Source organism: Chryseobacterium tructae (assembly GCF_030409875.1).
Lineage (GTDB): Bacteria > Bacteroidota > Bacteroidia > Flavobacteriales > Weeksellaceae > Chryseobacterium > Chryseobacterium tructae.
The window spans coordinates 4,329,377-4,356,361 of the sequence record NZ_JAUFQR010000001.1; the positions used below are offsets into that span (position 1 = coordinate 4,329,377).

At 34.7% G+C, this 26,985-nt stretch carries 26 protein-coding genes; 5 read left to right on the forward strand and 21 right to left on the reverse strand.

All coding sequences use genetic code 11. The features are described from left to right. Positions 1-253: 253 nt before the first annotated feature. The 3 genes from QWZ06_RS21460 to QWZ06_RS21470 all read left to right on the forward strand — a co-directional run bounded on the left by QWZ06_RS21460 (position 254) and on the right by QWZ06_RS21470 (position 1,528). Positions 254-667: a hypothetical protein gene (locus tag QWZ06_RS21460; RefSeq protein WP_290301037.1), complete on the forward strand. Its 414-nt coding sequence runs from the start codon at positions 254-256 to the stop codon at positions 665-667. Positions 668-794: 127 nt separating this feature from the next. Beyond that, positions 795-1,121, forward strand: a complete 327-nt coding sequence (locus tag QWZ06_RS21465) for a hypothetical protein (RefSeq protein ID WP_290301038.1) — start codon at positions 795-797, stop codon at positions 1,119-1,121. 2 nt (positions 1,122-1,123) lie between these two features. After that, entirely contained in the window at positions 1,124-1,528 is a 405-nt protein-coding gene (locus tag QWZ06_RS21470) for a hypothetical protein (RefSeq protein ID WP_290301039.1), read from the forward strand. A gap of 168 nt (positions 1,529-1,696) precedes the next feature. On the opposite strand, the gene QWZ06_RS21475 is transcribed toward QWZ06_RS21470, so the two are convergent. Together QWZ06_RS21475 and QWZ06_RS21480 are read right to left on the reverse strand one after the other, a co-directional pair. Continuing rightward, positions 1,697-3,031 carry a TonB-dependent siderophore receptor gene (locus QWZ06_RS21475; RefSeq protein WP_290301040.1) on the reverse strand — a complete coding sequence of 445 codons (1,335 nt, stop codon included), beginning with the start codon at positions 3,029-3,031 and terminating at the stop codon, positions 1,697-1,699. Further along, positions 3,028-3,975 (reverse strand): carboxypeptidase-like regulatory domain-containing protein, encoded by a 948-nt coding sequence (locus tag QWZ06_RS21480; RefSeq protein ID WP_290301041.1) that lies wholly within the window; start codon positions 3,973-3,975, stop codon positions 3,028-3,030. The genes QWZ06_RS21475 and QWZ06_RS21480 overlap by 4 nt, the downstream gene beginning before the upstream one ends. A 636-nt stretch (positions 3,976-4,611) precedes the next feature. On the opposite strand from QWZ06_RS21480, the gene QWZ06_RS21485 reads away from it, so the two are divergent. After that, a complete protein-coding gene (locus QWZ06_RS21485; RefSeq protein ID WP_290301042.1) occupies positions 4,612-5,442 on the forward strand; it encodes a DUF2490 domain-containing protein in 831 nt (276 codons plus the stop codon). A gap of 107 nt (positions 5,443-5,549) precedes the next feature. Here the strand turns inward: QWZ06_RS21485 and QWZ06_RS21490 are convergent, their stop codons facing one another. The 12 genes from QWZ06_RS21490 to QWZ06_RS21545 form a co-directional block, all read right to left on the reverse strand. Continuing rightward, complete coding sequence (locus QWZ06_RS21490; protein WP_290301043.1) at positions 5,550-6,245, reverse strand: hypothetical protein; 696 nt, start codon at positions 6,243-6,245, stop codon at positions 5,550-5,552. Positions 6,246-6,477: 232 nt separating this feature from the next. Then, positions 6,478-8,010: a M20/M25/M40 family metallo-hydrolase gene (locus QWZ06_RS21495; protein WP_290301044.1), complete on the reverse strand. Its 1,533-nt coding sequence runs from the start codon at positions 8,008-8,010 to the stop codon at positions 6,478-6,480. Positions 8,011-8,160: 150 nt separating this feature from the next. Next, positions 8,161-9,291, reverse strand: a complete 1,131-nt coding sequence (locus QWZ06_RS21500) for an alpha/beta hydrolase (RefSeq protein WP_290301045.1) — start codon at positions 9,289-9,291, stop codon at positions 8,161-8,163. A 126-nt stretch (positions 9,292-9,417) separates the two neighbouring features. Next, on the reverse strand, positions 9,418-9,963 hold the full coding sequence (locus tag QWZ06_RS21505; protein WP_290301046.1) for a Crp/Fnr family transcriptional regulator: 546 nt from the start codon (positions 9,961-9,963) through the stop codon (positions 9,418-9,420). 127 nt (positions 9,964-10,090) lie between these two features. Then, positions 10,091-10,855 carry a type I methionyl aminopeptidase gene (map, locus tag QWZ06_RS21510; RefSeq protein WP_290301047.1) on the reverse strand — a complete coding sequence of 255 codons (765 nt, stop codon included), beginning with the start codon at positions 10,853-10,855 and terminating at the stop codon, positions 10,091-10,093. A gap of 1,359 nt (positions 10,856-12,214) precedes the next feature. Next, positions 12,215-12,868, reverse strand: coding sequence for a hypothetical protein (locus QWZ06_RS21515; RefSeq protein ID WP_290301048.1), 654 nt, complete (start codon positions 12,866-12,868; stop codon positions 12,215-12,217). 470 nt (positions 12,869-13,338) lie between these two features. Beyond that, a complete protein-coding gene (locus tag QWZ06_RS21520) occupies positions 13,339-13,794 on the reverse strand; it encodes a hypothetical protein (RefSeq protein ID WP_290301049.1) in 456 nt (151 codons plus the stop codon). Between the two features lie 55 nt (positions 13,795-13,849). Beyond that, a complete protein-coding gene (locus QWZ06_RS28005) occupies positions 13,850-14,776 on the reverse strand; it encodes an RHS repeat-associated core domain-containing protein (protein ID WP_353959994.1) in 927 nt (308 codons plus the stop codon). A 592-nt stretch (positions 14,777-15,368) separates the two neighbouring features. Next, complete coding sequence (locus tag QWZ06_RS21530) at positions 15,369-15,908, reverse strand: hypothetical protein (RefSeq protein WP_290301050.1); 540 nt, start codon at positions 15,906-15,908, stop codon at positions 15,369-15,371. Between the two features lie 99 nt (positions 15,909-16,007). Beyond that, complete coding sequence (locus QWZ06_RS21535; RefSeq protein ID WP_290301051.1) at positions 16,008-16,706, reverse strand: hypothetical protein; 699 nt, start codon at positions 16,704-16,706, stop codon at positions 16,008-16,010. After that, on the reverse strand, positions 16,706-17,251 hold the full coding sequence (locus QWZ06_RS28010; RefSeq protein WP_435384142.1) for an RHS repeat domain-containing protein: 546 nt from the start codon (positions 17,249-17,251) through the stop codon (positions 16,706-16,708). Before QWZ06_RS28010 ends, QWZ06_RS21535 begins: the two co-directional genes overlap by 1 nt. 133 nt (positions 17,252-17,384) lie before the next feature. Then, on the reverse strand, positions 17,385-17,720 hold the full coding sequence (locus QWZ06_RS21545; RefSeq protein WP_290301052.1) for a hypothetical protein: 336 nt from the start codon (positions 17,718-17,720) through the stop codon (positions 17,385-17,387). A 256-nt stretch (positions 17,721-17,976) separates the two neighbouring features. On the opposite strand from QWZ06_RS21545, the gene QWZ06_RS21550 reads away from it, so the two are divergent. Beyond that, positions 17,977-18,171: a transposase gene (locus QWZ06_RS21550; RefSeq protein ID WP_290301053.1), complete on the forward strand. Its 195-nt coding sequence runs from the start codon at positions 17,977-17,979 to the stop codon at positions 18,169-18,171. A 265-nt stretch (positions 18,172-18,436) separates the two neighbouring features. On the opposite strand, the gene QWZ06_RS21555 is transcribed toward QWZ06_RS21550, so the two are convergent. The 7 genes from QWZ06_RS21555 to QWZ06_RS21585 form a co-directional block, all read right to left on the reverse strand. Beyond that, entirely contained in the window at positions 18,437-18,883 is a 447-nt protein-coding gene (locus tag QWZ06_RS21555) for a hypothetical protein (RefSeq protein ID WP_290301054.1), read from the reverse strand. Between the two features lie 113 nt (positions 18,884-18,996). After that, positions 18,997-19,401, reverse strand: a complete 405-nt coding sequence (locus QWZ06_RS21560) for a hypothetical protein (protein WP_290301055.1) — start codon at positions 19,399-19,401, stop codon at positions 18,997-18,999. A gap of 427 nt (positions 19,402-19,828) precedes the next feature. Then, positions 19,829-20,128: a hypothetical protein gene (locus QWZ06_RS21565; protein ID WP_290301056.1), complete on the reverse strand. Its 300-nt coding sequence runs from the start codon at positions 20,126-20,128 to the stop codon at positions 19,829-19,831. 12 nt (positions 20,129-20,140) lie between these two features. Further along, positions 20,141-20,683 carry a hypothetical protein gene (locus QWZ06_RS21570; protein WP_290301057.1) on the reverse strand — a complete coding sequence of 181 codons (543 nt, stop codon included), beginning with the start codon at positions 20,681-20,683 and terminating at the stop codon, positions 20,141-20,143. Continuing rightward, positions 20,683-23,817, reverse strand: coding sequence for a DUF6443 domain-containing protein (locus QWZ06_RS21575; protein ID WP_290301058.1), 3,135 nt, complete (start codon positions 23,815-23,817; stop codon positions 20,683-20,685). Before QWZ06_RS21575 ends, QWZ06_RS21570 begins: the two co-directional genes overlap by 1 nt. Positions 23,818-23,824: 7 nt before the next feature. Continuing rightward, positions 23,825-25,681, reverse strand: coding sequence for a hypothetical protein (locus QWZ06_RS21580; RefSeq protein WP_290301059.1), 1,857 nt, complete (start codon positions 25,679-25,681; stop codon positions 23,825-23,827). Positions 25,682-26,138: 457 nt separating this feature from the next. Then, positions 26,139-26,984 carry a hypothetical protein gene (locus QWZ06_RS21585; protein WP_290301060.1) on the reverse strand — a complete coding sequence of 282 codons (846 nt, stop codon included), beginning with the start codon at positions 26,982-26,984 and terminating at the stop codon, positions 26,139-26,141. Position 26,985: the final 1 nt, after the last annotated feature.

Below are 26,985 nucleotides of genomic sequence, written 5' to 3' on the forward strand. Positions count from 1 at the left end.
TCAGTCTTTGTTTCCTATACTCTACAAAATATAATCATAAAACTTTGTGTTAAAAAAAGAATTACCAGCCTGTATGAATACTCATATCACTCACAAATCTTTCTGTTTCTTTCTTAAAAACTTTTTCAGGAGATCAATATCTCATTCATCTAAGTATTTCTACTCAAATACATAATTGGTCATTTATACTCTACAGCATCTGTTTTGTTCTTCGTTACTTTGGTTTATAAAATAACCACAAAACCTATCTGATATGACATCAACAAGCGTAAACGCAAATTCATCCGGCCAACTCCAATTGGGAGGTGGTGCACAGTTCTGGGTATATCTTTCCCCTCACAACGATACTGCTAAAATGATTACCAAATGGCGTGTAACATTTTCACAGGGAAATTGGAGTGATTCTATTTCAAGCGACAATCCAACAAAACAAATCCAAACTCCTAACCTTTCGGGAATCTTTGAGATTAAAGTCGAATTATTGAATGGTTCTACTGGAACATGGAGACAAATTCCGCCTCAGGCAGGAAGCTACAATGAAATAGGATGCAATTCTAATTGTGCATCAATGGTAGGAATTGTTGCAGATAGCACTAATCCTCCTATTGGTTCTATTAATGCTCATTTCTGGACTACCTGGGATGCTCTATGCAGAGCAAGCGTATAAAGCAAAATCAATCATTATAATCAAGTGAGCTGCGGTATTTTTTAATATCGCAGTTTTCATAATAAAGCTACACACCCTATGATACCTTTTTCCTTAAATTTGTAATATCAATATAATTCAAATAAAAATGTACACAATACGAACAGCATTTTCTTCGCTGTTATTTTTTGCAGTTTTTCTATTCCCATCTCTTACAAAAGCCAGTTCCTATTGGATGGAGATTCATGGGTCGGGGAAAATAAAAGAACAGGTTAAGATTCAGGTATGCTATGGCTTTATTGATGAGCTTAGCGAACGACACCGAACGACTGGCGCTGAGTTTGAGAGAATCAAAAATTTCAATTTCTTTCTCTTCAATACCAAGGGTGAAAAGCTAAAGATCACATTACAACCTAAAGGAGATCATTGGGAAGGAACATTTACGCCTAGCCAGGAAGGAACTTATCGAATTTAGGGATGAACGATCAACAGCCTGTTTTAGTACGTTCTCAAAATCCACAGGAAAATGTAAGACCTATTGATTTTATGTGCAGCGCTTATCAAGTGGGAGTTCCATCGGGTAGCATCGCTCCACTTCAGTTTATGGATATTAGCCTTCAAGAGAAAAATGGGGTCTACACTATTTTTCCTTACCGAAATATGAAGCCTGTAGAGAAAGGCACCATACTTAGGATTTTCAACCCTGAAAACTGGGAAAAAAACATTCCAACAGATGAAAATCATCAAGCCGTTTTCAAACCTAGCATGCCTGGGTTGTATGTCATCAGACAGGATTGGCAAGATAATACTCCGGGAACATTCCAAGGGACATCTTATGCCAAAATAAGATATCGTAATAATTATTGCCTTTGGATTAATTAAAAAGATGGAAGCGGAAAGATGAAGAATGGATTTATCTCAGACAGAAAATTGGATCAAAATTTATTAATGAATAGATTCAAGATAAAAGTTCAGAAAGTCTTTATAAAATAAAAAGTCCCGGATTAATAAATCCGGGACTTTTTTGTTATCAATTATTAAAATCTCATTTTAGAATTTCAGGGAAACACTCCCTAAGAAACGCGCTGGTGCTTGTGGTGTTAAACGCACTGACCAGGCTTTTTCGTTGGTAATATTATCAAATTTCAATCCTACTCTATATTTTGGCTGGTCATAGAAAATTCCCAGGTCAAACATCGTATACGATGGTATAATTACTTTGGCTGTTTGTGTATTTGTCTGATATGAAGATGATCCCATGTTTCCGCCACCTCCTACTCCAAGGCCTTTTAATTTACCTTGGGGAATTCTGTAGCTGATCCAGAAATTAAACATATTCGCAGGGCCTGACAATGCTGGTCTTAGACCATTAACGGAAGGGTTGGCATTGGTAAATTTACTATCGTTGTAAGCATATCCGGCAACAATATTTAATCCATCAAAAGGATTGGCAGTCAACTCAGCTTCAAATCCTTTGCTCAATTGGGTTCCATCCTGAATAGAATAGTTGATATCATCAGGATTTGTTCTCAATATATTATCAACACGGATATTATAATAACTTAAAGTTCCTACAAGTCTGTGGTTGAAAATATCTGCTTTTACTCCCAACTCCAATTGATTAGCATACTCAGGCTTGAATGAATTTCCGTTAATATCTACTCCACTTACGTTATTGAAACCATTCATATAGTTTCCAAATAGGGACACTTTATTCTTCAATATTTCATAAACAAGACCCAATTTAGGAGAAAGCGCTGTCTGTCCATAAGGTCCGGTCTGCGTTCCGCTGTTACTTAAGCCTCCTTTTATTTGACCTGTAGCAATATCATAAACTCCTTTAAACTGGAATCTGTCTACTCTTAAACTAGCCATTACCATTAACTGATCTGTTACATTGAAGACATTCGACACATAAGCTGCATAGGTATTATCACTATTATTCTCTCTTCTCGCTACAGAAGTTGCGGTAAGTGCATCAATTGTATTTTGGTTGACTCTGAAGTCTGCCGATGGATGAACAAAGTTAAATACTTTTGTATTGGTATGATAACGGTCAAAATGATTAGAATTGTTATAATAATCCAATCCCACAACCATTCTGTTTCTGAATCTTCCGATATGGAAATCACCGATAAAATTCTGCTGGATATTGGTTGCTATAAATGAAGTAGTTCCTACCATCACCTGAGCACTTGCCGTAGAATCTGTTTTCCCATTAATAGCAGAAATATAGCCATTAATGGTAGATCTTGCACGGGATACAATCGTCTGAGATGTCCAATTTTCTGAAATTTTATAGTTCAACTGGGTAAAGATATTCATCATCTGCGTTTCATAAGCCAGATCATCTCCCAGGAAGTTCTTATAATACGGAAACTTCATATCTGCAATAGACTGTGTTTATTGCTTCCTGTATAAGGATTAAAGCGTACCACTGAGGTTCCTTTTGCCTGATTGAATTCTATATCCAAAAGAAGCGACATACGGTCATTGATCTGATATGAGAAACTTGGGGCTATAGCCAATGAATTGGTAAATCCTAGTTCTTGAAAACTTTTTTCAAAAGTTCCTGCTGCATTCAGACGGAAAAGGGCTGTTCTATCTTTATTAACCGGAGTATTCACATCTACTGTTACTCGGTTGTAATCCCAGCTTCCACCAACATATCCTACTTCACCACCAAAGTTATTATAAGGCTTTTTCGTCACACGATTGTAAACCCCACCATAACTGCTGGCTACACTTTTTCCGAATAAAGTAGCCGAAGGACCTTTTATTGCTTCAATACGTTCTAGGTTGACAGGATCAATTACTGAAAATGCAGCACCTGCCACTCCATTTCTTGCATTAGGTTCGGTTTCAAAACCTCTTGAACGAAAGGTTACTCTTCCCTGATTGGCAATCATAGGAACTCCTGCTCCCGGTACATTCTTAGAGATACTTCCAAGATCTACAGCAACCTGTTCCTGAAAAAGCTCTTTAGTTACAGTGTTATATACCTGAGGGTTTTCCAGGTTCTTTAAAGGAAGTCTTGCCACAAACCCACTTTCTTTTTTAGAAAACCTATTGACATTTTTCATGATCACAACTTCCTGTATCGCCTGAATATTTTCTTTGGTCAGTTGATAATCCAAGGTTGTGCTTTCTCCTGCTTTTACTTCAACAGGAATACGTATTTCTTTAGATCCTAAGATTTGTAACTTTATGGTATAAGAACCTGCATTTACATTGGTAAAACGATAGTTTCCCTCATCATCCGTCAAAGTTTGGCGATCAGTTTCCAATAATGAAACAGAAATTGCTCTTAAAGGCTGTCCATCCACCATATTAATCTTACCGGCTATTCCACCTTGAAGATCTTGTGCATAGAGTTGGGTTAAACTTATCAGGGAAAGAAGAAAATTAGAAATGGTTTAGACCATTGTAGTATTTTATCTGTTTGAACGTCCTTTTGTTCTGCTTCATGGACATGAGTAATCGACTTCATCAGAAGTTTACATTCACTTAGTTGTATCATTTTTCAGCCTTATTTAAAATAATTATAAATAAAGTACAAAATAAAGGATAAACAAACTTTCCCACAATATTAATTTGAATTATTCTAAATAAAAGATAAAAATCATCATTTTAATAATCGTACTCTAGTATGTTCTACAAGCTATTTTAATAGATGTAAAAAAGTAAAAAATCGACTTTTCCACATTTTACTAACAAGTTATTCACAATCTGTATACCCATTAAATTATCTTTCATGAATGAGTTTTCATCATTCCTAAATTTTTCCTAAATCAAGTCTTTATTTTGTCATGTTTTTAAACAGTATTGAAGGATTTTGAATAAACATTCTATTCATAAAGCTTCATACATTTGTTTTTGACAAAGTATTTTCTCTGCGTATCTCTGATATCTTTATCTAACCTTATGATTTCGCAGATTTTAACACTAATCGTAAAGCAGTTATCATGATGTTCGATATAAAAAAAGTATTTATCATAATAGGTATAACAGGATGTATGGGAAGCCTGGCAAAAGCACAGATCAGTCCACCTGGTCTTGGAGATGCCAAGACTGCATTCTGGTCAGCATTTGGAGTCAAGCACAATCTGGACTCTCTGGGAAAAAAACAAACCATGAGTTATATTGCCATTGGGCGTAAAAGTACTCCGGATAACGATAATTTATTGGCAAAGCAGGCTATTTTTGTATTAAACCATGAGGTTTATCACTCTTTTGCCCCCCATCAGCAATACAGCTATGCCTTAAGCTATCGTCGACAACCTGAATATGAAAAGGAGGTTCCTTATGATAAAGAAGGTATAGAACAGGAATTCAGAGTGTATGGGCGATATGCTTATACTTTTAACCTTGGGAAAAAGCTAAAGCTTAAAAATACAGTTCGCCAGGAATTCAGAAAGTTCTTTGATGCTGATTTTCATAAAGTAGATGAAGATTTTCAGTTGAGAACGCGTATCAAAAGCCAATTGACCTATAATTTATCCCCCAAGAATAATCAGAAACTGGCATTGAGTGCTGAGGCTCTATTTTCCATCAGTCACCTCAATGAACATAACCAGCACTGGAATTCTTACGGATATCGGGAATTAAGGCTTGCCGCTTATTATATGTTCAATATTCCCAATTCTCCTTTTACGGTAGATATTGGATATATGGATGATCTGATCAGAGGAAGCCAAAGCATTCATCATGGCGGAGTACATTATCTGGCCGCAGACCTCATCTGGAATATTCCTTACAAAAAGAAAGAAATTACCAACGAAGATCATCTTGACTAAAAGATATATTCACTCATTAAAAATCCCAACCATTTCTGGTTGGGATTTTCGTTGGAAAATATAGGATTCTCCGCAATATAATTAAGTATGAATGTTGGTGTAAAACTTTAGTTGCACAACGTTAGAAACTGGCGGCTCATTTGTACTTTGAATTTTGCTTCTGCTCTTGACTGGGCATAAATAGTATGTTCAAAGGCTTGAATAATCTTTAATTTCTGATCGATAAATTCGGCGATCTGTACAATAGAAAAAATAAAATCCCGATACAGTGCCATATCTACAGTCTGCCCATAGTATGGAAGATAAGCCTTAAGAAAAGGAATGGTCATCTGGTGTTTATTGTAACTGACACAATATCCTACTCCTTCACGAGAAGTCACAATATCATAATCATTGATATAATCCAGAATATTTCTGCTGCCACTCAGTGCTTCTTTGTTTTTGGAGCAATGACGATTGATCTTATCCAGAATATGTTGGGCATATTCCATCATAGAAATAGCCTTCCATTCAAAAACATGATTCATTCCTTTTTTGGGTGATTTTCCGTTTTCACAGCCTGTACAGAAAGAAATTCCTATCTTTTCATGATAGGGAAAGAAGCAGTCTTTAATTTCAATGGTTGCATCAGCCTGTAAGCTGTCATTAGCAAAATTGTAATAAAGATAAGGGCTATATAAATCTGCAAGGGCTTTCAGATAGTCTGCCTCACTAGCATTACAGTATTCTTCAAACCATTTTTCAAGATGATCGTAATAATGGTTTTCAAAGTCGTTAAAGTTTAAGTAAAATGGCAATTCCATAGCTCTGTAATTTTGATATGACAAAGCTATTACCGTAATGCGACAAAACTTGACGCTTTATATTTTTTTAAAGAAAAAGAAATCTGGAGAAAGATAAGAGACTTTGAGATTGGGGACAGAGATGAAACTTAAAATGTGAATAGGAAATTAGTGTTGTTCATAAAAAATGCCCACTGACTTACCTACTTCACCTCAAAACCCGGATCACGGACTTCACTCCTCGCACTTCATCCTACTTATCATAATTTTTCATCATAAATTCAAAGTAGTGAATCATCTTCAGGTAATTGTCTATACTAAGATATTCGTTGGTACTGTGAATACTCTGCTGTTCTGAGCTATTGATTCTAATAGGCATGAATCTGTATACGTTTTTGCTTACAATTTCATATTTACCGGCATCTGTTCCGGCCATGGTAAGATAAGGAGAAACAATAGCCTCCGGATAAATCTCTTTTACACCTTCTTCAATACGTTTAAATGCTTTTGTTTTGGATGATGATACAGCTGATGCTTCTCTTGTATTATCAATTTCTTCTACTTCAACATCAAAACCTTTAGTTGCTTTTGCAATATGTTCCCGAACATCTTTCACTGTATTTCCTGGAAGAAGTCTAAAGTTAACAACAAATTCTACTTCAGGAGACAGCACATTGGTTCCGTCACTTCCTTTCATCATCGTTAATGCTGTTGTAGTTCGTACTAGCGCATTGGTGGTATTATTTTTGGTCAGCTGCGAGATCAGCACCGGTTTTAAAAGCCATTGATTCGCCAATGCCATTCTCGTTGTAAATGGCATCACTCCGCCTATATTATCGAAAAATTCTTTTACCAATGGAGTAATGACAGGTTTCATCTGATGATCTTCCAGTCTTTGCATAATCACAGCTGCTTTACCGATTGCACTTTCCATAGGTGGCATTGAAGAGTGTCCTCCAAGACCTTTCACCTTTATTTTGGCAGAAAGAAAACCTTTTTCAGCACATCCCACCACGGCAACATCAGCATCTACACCTGCTACATTTCCTTTTCGCATAATCAATCCTCCTTCATCATACACCGCATCGAATTTCAATCCTTTTTTCTTAAAATATTCTGCAATCTGAATAGCTCCATTCTTTCCGCCTACTTCTTCATCAAAACCAAAAGCCAGGTAGATGTCACGTTGAGGAATTTGCTTGCTTTTAATCAGGTTATTCATAGATTCCATTAAGGAAAAGAGCATTCCTTTCATGTCTATTGCTCCTCTGCCATAGATTCTTCCATTAGCTACAGCTCCCGAAAAAGGGGAAAATTCCCAATCTTCAGCTACTTTCGAAACAGGATCTAGCGGTTTATCATCTGGTCTGAAAATATTTTCTTGTGTATTTTTTACATCTGCATCTCCCGGAGGAACCACATCCATATGAGAAAGGAATAGAATAGGCTCCAGTTTTGAATTACTGCCTTTCAATCTGAATACTAATCCATATTTGTTGACCTCAACATTTTCAGTATTTTGATATACCAACGGATAGGTGGTTTTCAAGTATTCTTTAAATTGATCAAAAGGTGCATAATTGAATTCACCCAAACTTCCTGTAGAAACAGTAGGGATCTTTATTCCTCCTGAAAATCTTGCTACTGCTGAATCATTTTTTACAGGCTTCCATCCTTCTGCATTTCCGGATGGGCCTTTTTTAAAAGGATAAGTATATGTTTTAATCACTACGACTGCAGCCAGAATAATGAGAATTCCAAGAAGAATTAAAAGAACTTTTTTCATAACAGGATGATTTTGTGAAATGGTTTGGTTCTATAAATATACTAAAGTATTTGATCTTTAACAATTTTGATCCTTTGCTTTTCACCTATTCATCAATAAAAGGCTGTTTCCAGAGAAACAACCTTACTATTTTATAAAGGCAAAGTATTCTTATTTATTTCTAACCTGCAGTATCCAATGGATAATATCATTTAAAACAAGTTCCGTATTTCCGATATTACAATGGTTTTCCGCCAAATCATTCTTCGTATACATCTTATAAGTAAGAGATTTTACATTAGGTAAAGCATCAATGACTCTTTTATACAATTCAACGGGAATAAAGTGGTCACCATTGGAACCGAGCAACAAAAAATCTTGTGTAATCTGCGATCCTATACTTTCCATTTCAAAATCCTGAGCCTTTTTAATGTAATCATATGGAGTTTCTACATTCATACTGAACATTCCATGCTGCATGGCCCATTGTACCAAAGGATCTATTTCCATTTTCCTTTGAATCAATTCATTGACCTTATTTTTGTCTTCTGCATCCATTAACATTCTTAGTTCATTAGGCACTTTGGTGAGGATCACCTCATAAAAACTAGGCATAATTCCCCACGCTACTACTCTTTGAATGCGACTTTCAAATGCAGCTGCTCTAGGTGCCAACATTCCTCCTAACGATAGCCCGATAAGGGTTACATTGTCCAACTGATAAGCATCCAGAATAGCTTTAATAGGTTTTTCCCATTCATAGGTATAATAAATACCCGATTCTCTTAAAGCTCCGCCCTGCCCCGGGCCATCAAAAATATACACAGCAATTCCTTCGGATACCAAACGCTGCACTACCGGTAAAAATTCTTCCATATAAGAATCATTTCCCCCATGAATAATCACCGTGTCTTTTATATCTTGTTTCGGAAGACAGATCCAAACGGGTAGTTTTCCATTTTCATAAGCTACCTCATCCCTTTTTATTTCCTGTTCAAAAGTGATTTTGTGGTAGTCATAAAATAAAGATTTTGATTGAGCATACAATCGCGATTTTTCCGCCGTTCCATCAGCCTCAAAAAACTCTGCCATTCTGTAATATCCAATGGCTTTAGGAATCTGTTGGCTAGCTTCTGCTTCTTCAGCCAGGATGCTCATCTCTTTTACCCAATCTTCTGTAGTCCTGATTCTAGAGGCCATTGTTTTTATTTCTTCAAGATTACCACTCCCCCACATTAAGGTTCTGTTCAGTTGAAAATTAAAATTAGCTTCATCATGTAATTGATAGGTTCCTTTTTTCATTATGTTTCTATTTTGGTGAAAAATGGTATGCTGTATTTCTTTAATTCAGCCATACCTTTATTAGCTAAGCTTTTTCGAAAGTAGTCTTAAAGTTTAGCTTTTTTTTTCGCCTAGATTAAAAAAGGATTATTTCTGCTGAGCTCTTACTTTACTCAATTGTTGCTGGGTCATTCCAAGATATCCTGCAATGTATCCCAGATTAATTCTCTGAAGCCAATCCGGATGAGCGACCACAAAATCATTGTAACGCTGATCTGTTGTTTTGATCTGCTGATCCATCAGTCTGTTTCCCATGGTAATTAAACTTTGGGCAAATAGATCTTCCATGAACTGCTGTATTTCCGGATTGCTTGATTTCAGCTCCAAAAGCTGACGATAAGGCAATCTGAATATTTCGCTATTGTCTTCGATGACTTCAATTCCAAAGGGAACCGCTTTTCCGGATAACACACTTGAAAATAAGGCTATAAAACTATGATCTGAACTGATCCAATGGGTATGATCCTGTGCTTTATCATCGTAATAAAAGATTCTCGCTACTCCTTTTTTAATATAAAATAAATCGCGGTGAACCTGATCTATATCCATCAATATTTCTCTTTTCTTATAGGTCGTACTATCAAACAAATGAGTGAAATTTTCGATGATCTTAAGGTTCTTTTCACTGATCATTTTTGTATTATTTGTTGAATAAGGTTAAGGACAGCATTCTAACACTCACTCCTTTCACAGGCAAGATAAGTTAATGATTAAAATATGTTTAAAAGTGAGTATTAAGTCTTGATAAAAAGCAGATCTATCAATTCAAAATTTCATTCATCTGCGTTAGAATAACGGGTTTTCCATCGGTGATTAAAATGGTATGTTCGTGTTGCGCCATATAGCCGCCTTTATTTCCTACCATTGTCCAACCGTCTTTCAACTCTACAGCCAGGTTTGAGGAAGTAGAAATAAATGTTTCAATAGCCACTACAGAATTTTTCTTAAAACGTCTGGTGTCAAAACGATTTTTATAATTCAATAATTCATCGGGTTGTTCATGCAAACTTCTTCCAACCCCATGTCCGGCAAGGTTTTTAATCACTTTAAAGCCTCTTTTCTTTGCTTCTGTCTCCATCAAAAACCCAATATCAGCTATTTTCACACCTCCTTTGATCTTATCAATGGCTTTTTGAAGAATATCTTTAGAAGCATCTACGAGTTTCTGATGTTGGTTGATATCTTTACCTATCACAAACGAACCTCCATTATCTGCCCAATATCCGTTCAATTCAGCTGAAACATCAATATTGATCAGATCACCTTCCTTCAAAATCCTTTGATCTGTTGGAATACCATGACAGAATTCGTTATCAACACTGATGCAAGTCCAACCCGGAAATCCATACGTAAGGTAAGGTGCAGATTTAGCGCCAAAATCAGCAAGTATTTTCGCTCCGTATTCATCGAGTTCCTTTGTGGACATACCAGGTTGCGCATATCGCGTCATCTCTTTCAAGGTATAAGCCACTGCTTCACTCACTTTCTGCATTCCGGTTAACTGATCTTCATTGGTAATTGACATGATTTTATTTTTTAATTGAGTATAGATTCCAATACTAAGAAATTTCTATAGCTATTGAAAAGCACAAAGTTAAAGAAAAAAGATTCTTTTATTAAGAAAATATAATGTAAATAGTTATGAATGAAATTCTTGACATTGTCATGATTCTTTTTTTTATTCTTTTCTAAGCAAAATTTTTCGATTTAAGCGACAGCGTAAATCATTTACATTTTGAGACAGGTATAATAAGAAAATGTGCTCAATAAAAAACCATTGTATGATCAGCACTAGCTTTTTATTGAAAGCACGAACATGAGGCTCGCATCACTGCAGTAAGTTATAAAACCGTTTTCCTCATTATTAAAATTATTATTGCAATCGAATAAAGTATCAACAAAAAAGAGCTTATTTTAAAACTTGGATAAAACCAGCTTTTATTTATTGTTCTTACAACTCCAGAATGATGTTTTGTATATTTTAAATAATATTCAATAATTCTATTAGGAGAGCATAGACCTATTATTCCCCATATTAAAATTAATATCATAAAAATAATTGTTAAAACATAAGATATATCCATAATTACTATTTGTTAAATAAATGTATCCGGAGTATAATTATATGAAACTCCAAATTGTGGTGTATAAAATATCAGGCTTGTGACTATTCCATTTCCAAGAGAATATGAAATCTCCAGATGGGTATGAGCATCTTGTACCTGCCAAACAATAACAACTTAAAATCAACTTATGTTCAGTATTCTTAACCAGATCTAAAGATATTCAATTTTATAAGACTTTGTGAACAGATTATTGAAAACACGAGCATGATGCTCGCCTTTACTTTGTATCTATAAAGGAGTGAGACGCTCCTACCAGTCGGGGATAATCACCAATTAATAGCGTAGGTCAAAACTCCCCAAATTATAAATATTATTATAACCACTGAACCAGTTAGAATATCTTTTTTTTCTTCTTTATCAAAATCTACCTGATGTACTAAATTTTGCTTTTTTATACTACATTTATAAATAAATATAAGCCTTATTATGCTACCCACAAGTGCAATCATATTAATATCCAAGCCCATTTAATTGTTCATTTTCCATTGTTTTACTAATTGCAGTTTTTGTAGCTGCCTTAATTCCTATTTTAAGAGCCATATTGGCTGCCGTATTTATCCCTCGTTAGCGCGAGTGTTATTTATCAAAAAATAAGTAATACGCTTAATCTCAGATCAAGTAATCATAACTTATATTACAAAAGCAGGTATGATTTTTCACTGTAAAAATAATTAAAGATAAATACAAAACCCTCACTATGGTGAAGACTTGTTATTTATTTTAGCACGAGCATGATGCTCACGATGTACATAATATACTTATTTGATACTCAAATAATCATTAAATTCTAAGATCTTTAAATCTACAGCTCTTCCTAATTTCTTTTTCTTGCTAATTCCAATTAAGGACTTCAACTCTTTTTCATTGATTATCTTTTCAAGTTCAAAATTTATTATATAATTAAAGAGCCTAATGTGACTTCTATAATCATCTGTCTTTTCCAAACTTTCTAAAAGTTCACCAATGTACATATCTCTATTTTTTGGAAAAAATATTAGATTATTAATTATTATTTGATTCTTAACTATGAGCCTACTACGATCAGTTTTCACTAAATCAAAATCTACAGATTTATACATTTTCTTATAAAAAAGAAAGTTATTTACAAAATAGTCTAAGACAGAAAGCCTGAATAGATAGTTTTTTTTCAAATTCAAATAATTCAAATACTTTAGATACAATTTTCTATCAACTATGTTAAGTTGATCTGCTAAAGCAATTATTAAAGTATTATACCAATCATTATTTGTGATTTCAAAATCAAGAATAAAAGATTTGAAATAACCAAAATTAATTTTGTCATTAACAAAATTATATTCTTCAATAAATTCTATCCTCTTACTTAAATATCTATTTTCAAAATGGTACTTTAAGCAATTATCGCCTCCCTGTACCTGTACCTCTTTCTCCACTTTTTTCTGTTTATTTCTAGTTGTTCTTGCCTTTTGTTCCTTAGTCAGTTTTTGTTTAATGCTTTTTGCTCCTTAGATAAATTACCCCTTAATCCTGCTAATTCAGTTGCAATATCTTCATCTGACCAACCAACAAGCCTTGAATCTCGTTGATTACCTCTTGCAACTTTCGAAAAGGGCATAAAATTCTCTGACTTATTATTACCCTCTTGAGGAACATTTTGACCATTTACATCTTTATCATCACCAGAATCCGATTCAGTGTTCCCCTCGCTAGCGCGAGCTTCTAGCTCGTGTCAATTATCAAAAAATATATGTAATAGGCTTAATCTCAGATTTAGTCATTACAAAAAGGATGTATTATTTATTCGTTGTAAAAATAATTAAAGATAAATACAAAACCCTCACTATTGTGAGGGCTTGTTATTTATTTTAGCACGAGCATGATGCTCGCGCTAGCTAGAGGAATATTAATTATTCCCTTCAAACCATCTTCTTATTTTCCCTTCTAAAGATGAACTTTCTCTCTGTTCTATCAAAGGATTTCTTTTTTTTCCAAATATTTTTTCACGATTGACATTGGATAAAATAAGAAGTGAAATTCCTAAAAAAATGAGAGTAATAATAATATATACTCCTCCCTTTTTATCCTTTTGAAAGCCATATTCTAAAAATCTTTTATCCTTAACAAAAAAATAATAATTAATAAAACCAATAATAACCATAAATAAAATCATATAAAATTTATTTGGATACATTGGTAGTAAATCAAAATAATTTAGTAGTCCATGAAAAAAAAATAAGACTAAACTAATAATTAAAGTACTAATAGCAAAAGCACTAAATATTGCCTGAAAATCATTTTCGTTCTGTTTATCTTTATAATATCTATAAATTCTAAATAATAAATAATAATATGCTTTCATCAATTAATTTTATTTTTTTATGGGTTTATCAAATAATGTATCACCGGTTGAATATTCATATAAAAATTTTCCACCGAAATAAATAAGACTTACAGGAGCTCCCCCATGGAGTAAAACCTATACCTCCCATAAATAAATCAACAGTAGCCTCGGTTCCTGTAATTTGACCATCAAAATATTGATAGACTGTAGCTCCTATTCCGACAACACCTACAACTTTCCCTGCTACAGAATAAACAGAAGAGGCTTTCCCTGCTGCTGCATATCCGTTTCTCAACCCCTGTACTCCTCTTACGAATTTGCCATTAGCTCCTTTTTCTAAGATTTTGGTAGATTTAATGATTCCTTTTGCATCTACCCAGTGTTGTTTGCTATAAATACTTTTTTCTAAAGCATAATAGCTAATTGCTCCTGCTGTTGCAGCATTTCCTAAGTTCCCCCAGTCAAAAAAGCCATTTTGGCTAGGTATATAAAAAGACGGTTCTCTTATCTCAGGAATACCAGATTTATTAAGATTCAACATATGTGCTACCATCTCCTGTGCTGTATTGGCATCTCCTTCTGCTCCTCCTGTCCACCAGCTCATATAACCATTATGATTACGCAGTGAATACTCGCCTCCATTAGCAAATACTGAGACTAAATCTTTATAAGCCTGGGTCTGTCCAAAGGTGGCACCTCCACCAAAATTAGTATTTCCACCCAAATTCCCAGGATAATAGCTCGTAGTCAATCTTCCGCCACCGCTCAACATTTGCCCCATCACTCCACCGCCTTGGCTTTGAACAAAAGTGTTATACTCTGCCTGCATTGCCTGATAGTCGTTAATCAATGCCTTTCTGCCATCAGGATCAATGAACATCATCGGATTATCTAATGCATAATTGTAAGGAGAAAATCTGCGCGATGATTCTGCCAGAGGATCTGCTACGCTCCATCTTCCAAGATCAGACATATACATTCTTGCTCCATAATCATACATTCCTGTTTCCTGAAGCTCTTTCCATTGTATTTATAGGAATAATAGCTCCCGAAATTAGAAGTGCCAAACGATCCCTTTATATGGTTTAATCCAAAAGGATAGTAATTATTAGTATCGGTAATCTCAAGAGCGCCTTCGCTGTTTTTAGCAAAGCTTACCCGGGTATTTCCAAGGTGGTCTTTGTATTGGTAAATATAATGCTTAATATAGAAGAAAATCAGAGCAGAAAAGTTTTCTTCTCTGATTCAGATTTATAAAGTTATTGGAATCCAATGTTAATAAGAAGCTCAAAGTCCAGAGACTTTGTGCAGCGGGGTAACCTTTGTATTAATAGATATAATTATTTTCTAAGATGAAAAAACCATTGCTAGATTAACGAAAGCACGAGCATGATGCTCGCGCTAGCAGGGTGGTTATCTTATTCATGCTTCATTCCAAAAGGATAAAAGTTGTTTTCTTCAAGAACATCTGCACTGTTTCTAATAAAACTTATTTTATCAAATTAGAATATTGAACTTTCAATACTCCAATTGTTCACAATATTACAAAAAAAGGTAGCAACTCCAGTTATGTCATAGTAATCTTTAATACGTTACCCCAATAGCACAAAACTAAGTATAAAAAATATTACTATTCCTAGAATTATACTAAAACTGATCCAAGCCCACTTACGTTTTACTTCTTTAGATTCCTTATCAAATTCATCAAAGTATTTTAAATATTTACCATTCTTAAATAATAATTTCTCATTAATAAACCAAGGCATAGCTAACATTCCTATTATAAATATCCATTTATATGAGTTTCCTGGTTCCCAAACGAATTGGATTAACGATTTACCTAATATTATCTGGAGAACATTGAATAATCCATATTCTATAAGAATTATTAAACCTCCAATATGAACACCTGCAAAGGCTATACTCTTACCATATGACGGATTATTTGATAGATCTAAGGCGACATCATCAATATCTTTAAATGAACTGCCTCTCCTTTCTAAACCTTTTTTAAGAAATTTAATTTTAGTAATAGGACTAAAGATAAAATTTAAAATATATCTAAAAAGATATGTTGCTTTGACTTCAAATTTATAAATGAAATAATGTACACGATTCCAAGTTCTTTCCATAAATTTTCTAAAGTTTGCTTACTATTTTATATAATAGCAGAGAAATAACAATATTAATTCTATTCTACTATTTTTACTTCAATTATATTTATCAATTTATTATTTTAGTTGATCGGGTTTGTTTAATATACCACTAGCCCAATCCTCAGCATAGTCTCCACCATACTTACCCCCTAATATTCCTCCTACAATACCACCAATTAACCCACCAATTGCAGCCCCCGGCACTGCCCCGACTCCTTCAAACCAAACACCTACAGTTGCTCCAGTTTTCATTCCCATCCATGCTCCTGCTTCAGCTCCCATCCATGCTCCTGCCATGCCTCCTGCTACATTTGCTGTTGCTAGTTGAGCTTTAACTCCAAACTTTCCTTTATCTTGATAAACTCCATAACCTATTTGTGCCGCACTAATTGCATAACCAACATATCCTGCTCTTGTTGCATATTTACCATACATTGCTGTAGTATTGACATAGCTACTTCTCAATCCTATTAATGATCCTCTTGCTCTGCCTGCATAATTAACACTTCTTGTGTTTCCTAAATTATCTATCCAATATCCACTATTGTAAAGATCTGTTCTTTGCTTTACAATATACTCGAGTCCTCCTTTCATTGCAGTTGAACCCCAGTCTGCCCAATCTTTATAAGCATCCAATGGTATTCTATGTAGTATTCCTAAGTCTAAATTAACATTTGCTTCCCCATTTATTAAAGATCCAGTTACACTTGTTATTCCTGTCCAATAGGTTAAATAACCATTTACATTTGTTATACTGGTTGTACGTCCTACCATTAAATCCCTATAAGCTTGGGTCTGTCCAAAGGTGGCACCTCCACCAAATTAGTATTTCCACCCAAATTCCCAGGATAATAGCTCGTAGTTAATATTCCGCCACCACCCAGCATTTGCCCCATTACTCCATTTCCCTGGCTTTGAACAGCAGAGAAAAATTCTGCCTGCATTGCCTGATAATCGTTAACCAATGCCTTTCTCCCATCAGGATCAATGAACATCATTGGATTATCTAATGCATAATTGTAAGGGGAAAATCTGCGCGATGATTCTGCTAGAGGATCCACTACTCCCCATCTTCCAAGATCAGACATATACATTCTTGCTCCATAGTCATACATTCCTGTTTCCTGAAGCTCTTTTCCATTGTATTTATAGGAATAATAGCTCCCGAAATTAGAAATGCCAAATGATCCCTTCATATGGTTTAATCCAAATGGATAATAATTATTAGTATCGGTAATCTCAAGAGCGCCTTCGCTGTTTTTAGCAAAGCTTACCCGGGTATTTCCAAGGTGGTCTTTATACTGGTAATATATAATTATTTTCTAATCTAATAGAAGTAAACCATTGCAAAATCAACAATGGTTTCTTTATTATTTTATAATTGAAAGCTCTAGATGATGCTTGTGCCAGCGAAGGAGTTTCAGTCAGTAGATTAACTATGTTCCATCTTTCCTAATTATCATAAAAAATCATTCCTAAGATTATGCTAAAATCTTCATTGCTAAAAATAGAACAACTTTTTTTCTCCCCATCAATAACAGATAGTCTAACATTTTCTAAATCTGAATTTTTCATTCGTTTCACAACTTCTCCGTGTCCATCAAAATAATGTTTTGTATGAATACTATAATCTAATCTGTCATTATAAATATCATACAAATGTTGTCTGGTTTCTACAAAAGATATATTAAAAATGTCTTTTTGACCTTTAATTTGTTTAATGTAATCGACAACCTGATCTAAATAACATCTTATATCATATAGATCATTTATTATTTTATCATTCATTTTTATCAATTTTATTTTATATATGGTGTCCAGATTCCTCTATTCCATGGACTGATTTTTTGTACACCGAATACCCCTTGCTACCGAATGAATCCTTTCATGTGGTTAAAAAAGAATAAATTAAACATTTTAAATTGTATTCTTATTCAAGATATTTTTTCCTTAGAATAATTACTCTCTGTTATATTTGTCATTTTTACTCATGCAATGTTAAAGATATGAAATGGATTACTTAAGGGAAGTAATCTATTAAAAAATGCCATACGAAAGGATTCGTGCGGCAGCTTGTGAACAGACATGCCTCTATTTTATCATTGCTACAAAAGGCTTTACAGCATTTAAAAACTGGAGAAAGTTCGCTTGCTATTCTGGGGTAGTTCCTTTTCAATACTCCTCGGGTTCAAGTATAAAAGGAAGAACAAAAGTGAATCATCTTGCAGATAAAAAATGAAATCTTTACTACAGATGTGTGCATTGACAGCTATTAAATATGACAGTCAAATAAAAGAATACTATTACAAAAAGAAACAAGAAGGTAAAAATCCTATGCTTATTTTAAACAATATTAGATGCAAACTTATAAGCAGGGTATTCGCCGTGATTGAAAGACAAACTCCTTATATTAATACTTATAAATTTGCATATTAAATTTTAACATTTTTTATTTGCTTCGTGTCATAGAATGCGCAGCGGGTATTATTATATCTTTGGAATTACTAATCAGTTTGAAATATTATTTCATCATGCTCTAAGTTTAAATTATAGTCAAAAATCCTGTCTTGGTTTATCCATGAATTTTTTCCTATTAAAAGCCCCCCAGCAATAATGTAATATTTCTTACCTGCAGATTCTAGTTTGAAAATTTTCATATTATATTTCAATAATTCTTTATCAATATCTATAGATAGTTCTTTTTCTGTTATTTCATTAATTGTAATTTCATAAAGATAAGCAGGTATATTAATATAACTTACTGCCCAAAATTCGAGATCAATATTATATGCCTGATCTTCTGAATAATCATCTTGATCAGAATATTTCATTTCACTACGTAATAGTAATGAAGAATGGCTTACAACATAAGCCCACATCTTAAATTTTCTATTTGAATAAAACCTCATAAAGTCTATATATTTTAATAAAAAGAAGGTATGATTTTTCACTGTAAAAATAATTAAAGATAAATACAAAACCCTCACTATTGTGAAGGCTTGTTATTTATTTTAGCATGAGCATGATGCTAGCGCTAGCGGTTTCTTTATTTACATCCTTAAAGTTACAAACTTTGTGGAGTGGATCCTTCTTCTAATTTCATAATAAAATCATTTTCAATTTCAGTAAGCTTATCTTTTGGAATTTTTTGACTTATAAAATTATTTTCTTGTAAAGACTCCTCAAAATTATTTTCTAGATAAAAGTTTTTATCATTTTCTAAGTAGTAAATTAAATAAGATGGCCATATCCAATTACCATCAGTGTAATATATTTGAGATCCAATAAAGTCTTGACTTTCTACATTAATAAAAACACCCATCCAAGCTAAAGCTACTTCTCCATTTTTTAAATAATCAAGAATTTTATTTTTATTTACACTATTATATATTTCTTTATTTCTGTATGTTTCTAACTCCAAAGCTTCAGGAATTGTATCATATTCTTTTATAAACCCTATATATTTCATTGTTATTTTATTGTCGTATTATAAAATGTTCTAAATCTTTCCCCTCGCTAGCGTGAGCTTCTAGCTCGTGTCAATTATCAAAAAAAGTAATAGGCTTAATATCAGATCAAGTAATCATAACTTATATTACAAAAAGGACGTATGAATTTTCACTTTAAAAATAATTAAAAATAAAATACAAAACCCTCACTATGGTGAAGGCTTGTTATTTATTTTAGCACGAGCATGATGCTCGTGCTAGCGGGTGTCTACGGATATTCTACTGGATAAAAATATTGTCGCTAAAATTTTAGATATACAAAAACTAAAAGAGAACGATAGACAGCATGTCTTCGCTCTCCTGAATGCGTTCCTTAAACAAACTAAATTGCAAAGCATTTTATAAAACAACAAAGCCACTCGTTTGAGTGGCTTTGTTGTTAGAAAACTATCCAATAGTTTCCTGAACATAATCATCAGATTTATAAAAGTCTCTTAGCTTTTGACCACAAAATGGACAATGATTTATAACCATTTTTTTAATACTAAAATCAGTAATCAGTCCACTATAACCATCAGTAACAAAGTAAGCCTTATCAAAAATATCTTCTATTTTTTTATTATATAATCCAGCTTCTTTTTCAAGAAATTTCTCACTATATTTTACTATTCTAAAGTTTAATCCCATTGTTTTTTCACCATTATAGCGAAATTCAAATTTTTCACAACAAAATTTTTTATTATTCATAATTTTAAATTTTTATGGATTATAAGGAGTTGCTTTTCCATTGATTGTTTTTACTAAATCTTTTCCTTTAAATAAGTATTCTGTCGAAATAGTAGTAGAACCTGTATTTATTCCTGTTTTAAATTCAAGTTCTCCTGTTTTTTCCAACATATACAATCCTGAATTACTTAAATCATATTGCATCACTTGTTGACCATTTTTCACATAGCTTTGTGCTACTTCGACATTATCTGTAAGGTAAATTTCACTTTTAATCGCTTCTTTACCTGATAAACCTCTATATAAAGTTTTTGAAGGATCAAATTCACTAGTAGAGGTTAACATTTTGCCGTAGTCTACACTTTCAGAAGCTCCTGCTACAGTTTTAGCTGCTGTTCCTCCTGCTTTTGATGCTATATTTCTCACAAGGCTTGCTGCTCCTTCTGTTGCTACAGCCATTCCTCCTTCTATCACCGCTGTTCCAAGGGCCTTTCCTGCAATATTACCTGCAACTGTTGCATCTCCTTTTTTTACACTTGCTCCAGCAATTGCTGGAAATGCGGCTACTGATGCCATCAGATTGGTTGACTTTGAAATACCTGATTTAGAGCTCCACCTGGATTACTTGCTAAAGATTTAGCAGATTCTATAGGATGAGTTACCACCTGCTTAACACCTTGATAAGTTCCTGTTGCAACACTTTTTGCACCTTGATACATTCCAGAATAATAAGTTTTAGCAAGATTCCACAAATTACCACAACATCCCTGAGCTTCTCTTCCATCAGGATCAACAAACATTATAGGATTATCTAATGCATAGGTATAAGGTGAAAATCTTCTCGATTTTTCTGCTAGTTCATCTGCAACGCCCCATCTTCCAAGATCCGGCATATAAAATCTTGCCCCATAATCATACATTCCCGTCTCTTGCAACTCCTTCCCATTGTACTTGTAGTTTTTATACGTACTCTGTCCAAAAAATGCATTTCCTGACTTCAAATGATTCATTCCAAAAGGATAATAATCATTGGCATCGGTGATTTCAAGAGCGCCTGCGCTGTTTCTTCCGAAACTTATTCTCACATTGCCAAGATGATCCTTATACTGGTAAATATACTGATCTTTTTGGTAATCATAATACCCTTCTGCAGTAGGGAAAAAAGATAAATTATTATTCTTTTTCTCTACAATTCCTCCTTCAATTGGTGGATTAAGTCCTAAATCAACAGGAATAATAGTATCATTGAGCGTATAAGCCTGTATTTCCATGGCCTTAGACATTTCCCGGCTTTTAGACAATAACTCGGTCTCTCCACCATTACCCCTGTTTGTTGAAGTACTCATATACTGAAAGCCATCCAAATAATCTGAAACAGCATTGACAGTATAGCAATCTACAATACCGCATTCATAAGTTGAATTTATTTTCTGAAGTTTTGTACCGTTGGCTCCATATAAGTAAGTAAGACCCACTCCTGACTCTAACATACTCATTTTAACAGGAAGATTGAGAAAGTTGTAGGCTATGGAACTAATCCCTTTATCCTGCATATTTTCCATATTTCCATTAGCATCATAGGTAATTGTATTTCCGCCGCCTTCATAGCCTGAGGGGTTATTTCTCGTATCATGAACATTGGTGAGCTTATTACCGGAATAGATATAATTAAGTTCATCAATAACAGTAGCAGTATTATTATTTTCAATAGTACTGGTTCTGTACATCTTCGAAATATTCCCATTCAGATCATACCCTATAGACTCCGTATTTTCTTTACTGTAGGCATTGGTAGGGCTCTGGTAATATCCTGCGATCAATCTATTTAAGCTATCATATGCATAGCCATATCTTTTGGGAGTAATTGAAGGGTTAGCTCCTATACTTGTCACTGATCTCCAGTCTACTTCTGCGATATTGCCATTGTACCTGGAAACTACATTTTTCCCTGCAAACTGAGCCGGATCAGGGTTGTCAATTCCATCTTTCTGATTGTACTTAATTTTGTAAGCAAATAATTTCCCTCCCAAATCAGATAACGGCATCTGGGTAGGGTTAATATCTGTCATCCAACCCCGGATATTATAGGCATAATCAATACTCTGCAAATTATTTCCTACCTCTTTATTGACCAGTTGTGATAATTCATTATAACTGTTTTTTGCTAATAATTGCTCAGGATTACTATCTACCTGGTGATAATGTTCCTTTAATCGGTTGCCATGATCATAAACAAAACGTTCTCTTACTGATACTCCTGCTTCTCCTGATTTTCTTATATGATAAGTATAGACTGCTTGTGGTATGCCTGCAAAATCCAGTTTAATTTCTTTTTTAGTATAGCCGCCCAGATGATTAAAACTTTTCTCACCTATTTTTCGTCCTTTGGTATCGTAGTAGAAATAGGTTTTCGTCCAGCTATCATCTTCAATGTTTTTTATATAAGTGGCTGTGGGAAAAGTTAGTGTATTTATTCCTCCATTTAAAGACTTTGAAGATGTAATCACAAATTGGTCAAGAATCTTGGTGGGAGTAGGTTCTTTCTGATCCCGCGGATAAAAATCATAATAGTTTACAGTCAGAATTGTATTAAAATTTTGAAAAAAGTTATTGGTATAATATACCAATTGACCATTTTTAGTAAATCCACCTACTATAGTTTCTTCGTTGATAATCTGATCTCCTATCTGGCTTTGCATGTCTATTCTGCTTCCGCCCGAAAGTATCCCGGTATAAACAACCCGGTTTAAACGATCATATTTAGAAAGCAGCCATTGTCCTTTATTTTTCAAATTAACATCCTGGGAAAGTATAGGGCGGTCAGCACCATCATACACCACAGATTCCCAGTCCTCTCTTCCCGGCAATCTCTTTTCTACCTGCCGCCCTCTGCCATCGTAGCGGTACTGGTAACAAAACGTTTCTAAAACATTCTGTGTCAACGTATTATTATTCTGTTCAATCCGCTCTACTGCTTTAGGTGGAATAACAAATACCTGTTGTCCATATTCATTGTAGACATAATAGGTATCAACGTTCTGCGTACCATCTGTACGTCGTATCAACAACACCTGCCCACGACCATTGGTAAACTGAATCACAGGAGTTCCATCTTCATCTGTCACGGTATTTTTGTATAAAACTCCGGGATCATAAGAACCTACTGTAGGAAGTGATGACACCGTATTGCTAATGGTTCCTACTGTATTTGTAGTAGTATTGGTTATAAACTTCTTTATATCCCCTGAGGCATTGGCCTGGTATTTATATTGAACTGTGTGCCCACCAACCATCTTCCATGCATCTCCCGGATGAGCCTGCTGCAATACTTTGTCCAAAGGAGAGTTTTCAATCTCTTTTTCGGCATAGGCATTAGCAACACCATAGTAAGAATTAGCGGGACTCTCATTAACAATCCCGGTATGAATGGCAGCATTGAGAGAATTGGCAGGCACCGGAAGAATATCTTTTGTTTGCCTTCCATAAGTATCATAGGTAATTGGAATAACCAAATCTTTGCCTGTAGTCGTAGCTTTTACCCCTACAATCTGTTTTGGCCTTCCCAACCCATCAAAATAAGTAACAGATTCTGTTTTTTTGCTGCAATCATCATTCAAACAGGTTTTGGACTGTATATAATTTTCAGATGTGCTTTGGGCGTAGGTTGCTGAAACTGTAAACAGCAGACCTAATAATTTTATCTTTTTCATAATGTGTTTACTGTTTATAGTTATACTTAAACTCTTTGACGGTTTTAATGACATAATTACCAGCATTGTCCCGCTCTCTTAGCTGAATCTCCTTTAATCGGTTGGCAGTATCATATACATACTGTTCTCTGATCCCTGAAGGAGGGGTTATGGTGGTTACTCCAACCAATGGATCATAAGTATAAGTGGTTACGATCAACCCCGATTGATGAAAATTATCTAAAGCTGAAAGGAGCGCAGCCTCTTTTGTAGGGTCAGCAGCGTCTTCATCAGACTTCGCTACAATATCTGCAATCTCATTATCTAATGAGCCATATATTACCCCTACAATCTTAGCAATAGGTTTTGTCTTTTTGTAGCCCCAGACTATAGTGACAGGAGTACCATCTTTGGTGGTATACTTCACAATATTCCCATTTTCGTCATACTTGTCAAAACTTACATCTTTGTAGGATTGAGAAGCATTCAGGTTATCAAATGAGTATTCTGATAATGGAAGCACCAGGTTCCCGGTTGCTGCATTGGGTAGTGTAGTAGGATAAATGGTTTCATCACGGGAAGTTAATTTGGTAATATTTTCAACCGTTTCCTGCTCCCTTGTTTCCAATGGAATACCCACCATATTTTTACTAATCAATAACTGGTTGTTTTTCTCGTACGCATAATCATAATTGATCTGTGTAGAAGACAAATCCGGGAAAATCGTTTTTTTACCCGTCAGTTGGGTATGCTTGGGATTATTGTAGAAATACTGGGTTTCCGTCTTCATCGCAGTCCCATCCACATAATCTGTAGTTTTCTGTGATTTTAGGTACTCGAAATGGGAAATGTTTTTGTACTGTACAATATCAAGGTTATCCAGCTGCTCATCAAATGTTACTACCTGTCCTGCCTGAAGCCCAAAACATCTGCCATTATATTCCGTGGTCACATTATTGGCGCCAATAGCATAGCAGTTTTTATATCCATCCGTAGTAATATAATGATGAGAATGATTAGTGGAACACATGGTAAATGGAATCGTCGTTGCAATATCCTGAGCATTACAAGTATAAGTTACGTTTTTGGGATTCGGATTCTCATAGTTTCTTCTGATAGAAAAACCATCTACCTGATATTTCCTGTTTTGATCTTCTTCATAATTCATTTCAACAGTACGTACCACTTTATTGTTGCCATCCAAGTATTTCGTTGAAAGTTCTCGGCCATTGTTCCAACCCAGATTCGACCACACTGAGTTTCGGATATTATTGCCATATAATACTTTTCCAAAGTCATCGGAAGCACCAGAGTAATAATGAATAATATTAGATTTTCCTTCCACAATTTCCTGAACTGTTTTGTAAAATACATTCGGGTGGGTAGCATACAACTGGTTAATGTTGGTGGAAGTTATCGTGTAATAAGGAAATTTCTCCACTCCAACGGGAACATTACCACCAGTATGTGGGTTATTGACATAGCAGGTCTTGTAAAAATCTAATTGTTCTTGGAATTCCGGGGTTCTCAAAACAACAGCCTGTGTGGTCTGTTCATTCAAATCCCGGTAAAGAAATTTTCTGGTTGTTGCAATTCCATTCTCTGTTGTATCTACAATCTTGGCTATTCGCAATCCGCCGATAGGGACTTCCTTATCTCCGTACACAGCATCTTTGTAGGAATAACTTGCAGCAACAGTAGAGCGAGTACAAAAAAATAAAGTTCTCAGATTAAGTGTCAGTGGTTCATCTTTATTAACAAGCGCATAAAAACTTCCAACTACGAAAGGAAAGGTCGCCGAAGTCCCTATACTAGTGAGGATTCCAGACGTATTTTTGGTATATAATTCAACTGACTGCCCATTTGTCTTCTTCAAAGTAGCCATAGCTCTATTCTTATTAATATTGCTATTCGGATCACAATCTGAGTTAAATAAGCCCCGCCTCCTAAACGAATTTCCTCTGTTTTAATAGGCGTAAATGTTACTGAATTTTCCATATGTGGACTGCTATCCTCAGTAGAAGTTGCTTTTATCTGAACTCCATTTGTTTCAGCAGGAGCTAACAGTACATTTTTGTCTATTCTTGTATGATTCTCATAAAAGAATTCTGTAGATCCTTTGGTGGGATAAATGATCTTTTTTAAGATCCCGATAGCTGTTTTCTCAGGAACTACACCGGTTCCTGCTCCTACATAGGAGCTCCATGCTGATACTTTTTCAATCCGTGGAACCAGATTCGTATTACTATTGACCTCATTATAATAACCCCAGCTATCCCTGCTAAAGGCAAGTCTTGGAGGGAATTTATCAGGCAGATTGTATTCAAATCCATAAGTAGTATTTAAACACTATCTGTTACAGAGGAAAGGAACAACCTGTTGTTTCCGGTTAAATTGTAATTTAAAGCAACATTATTAATAATACTGTTATTTACTTTTTTGGTCACTTTTTGCAACCGTTTATAATCTTCACTGCCCCCTGATTGCAAATAATCAAAAATAATTTCTCCATAAACCGGATTATTGCTGTAAATCCTTTTAATCTGCTTTCCATTGACATGCTGATTATGGCTAATCAACTCACTCACTGCAGGATACATAATAAATGGCGAATTTTTACAAATAGATAACATTGGCCCACCATTAGGGGAAGTATAGGAAAGTGTCTGCGACTGACTTATTGTGGTATTATACCCTCCATCTGTATTTTCAATAAATACAATTTCACCGGTAGATACATCTTCTATTTTTGTAAGATACCAGGCTGTGGGAGAAATAGATATCAAAGAATGTCCAGCTCCAGCAGTACGGTTTGAAGTCATTTCCTGATCAGCAAAATAAAATTTCATCCCATTATCTGTTGTGATGGTAAAAGCTGAGCCTCCGCTTCTCCCCTCAATAATAACATCTTTTTGAGAGTACACCACAGGCATTCCTCTTCTGTCAAAGACAAATTTAATCTGCATACCACCAAAGCTGGCCATGTACAGATCCTGCTCAGTATCTACATCGTCATTGGCAGCATCTTGAAAGAACTGCATAACAGTCGGATGATAAGGCCCTAGTGCATCAATATCGGTTGGAATTGTTACATTGGTCAGATGTTCTTCATCGGGGACATCCCGAACAACTCTTGTAATAACTCCTCCTGAAATAAGATTCCAACCTAGTCCTGTAGAACCGTTCATA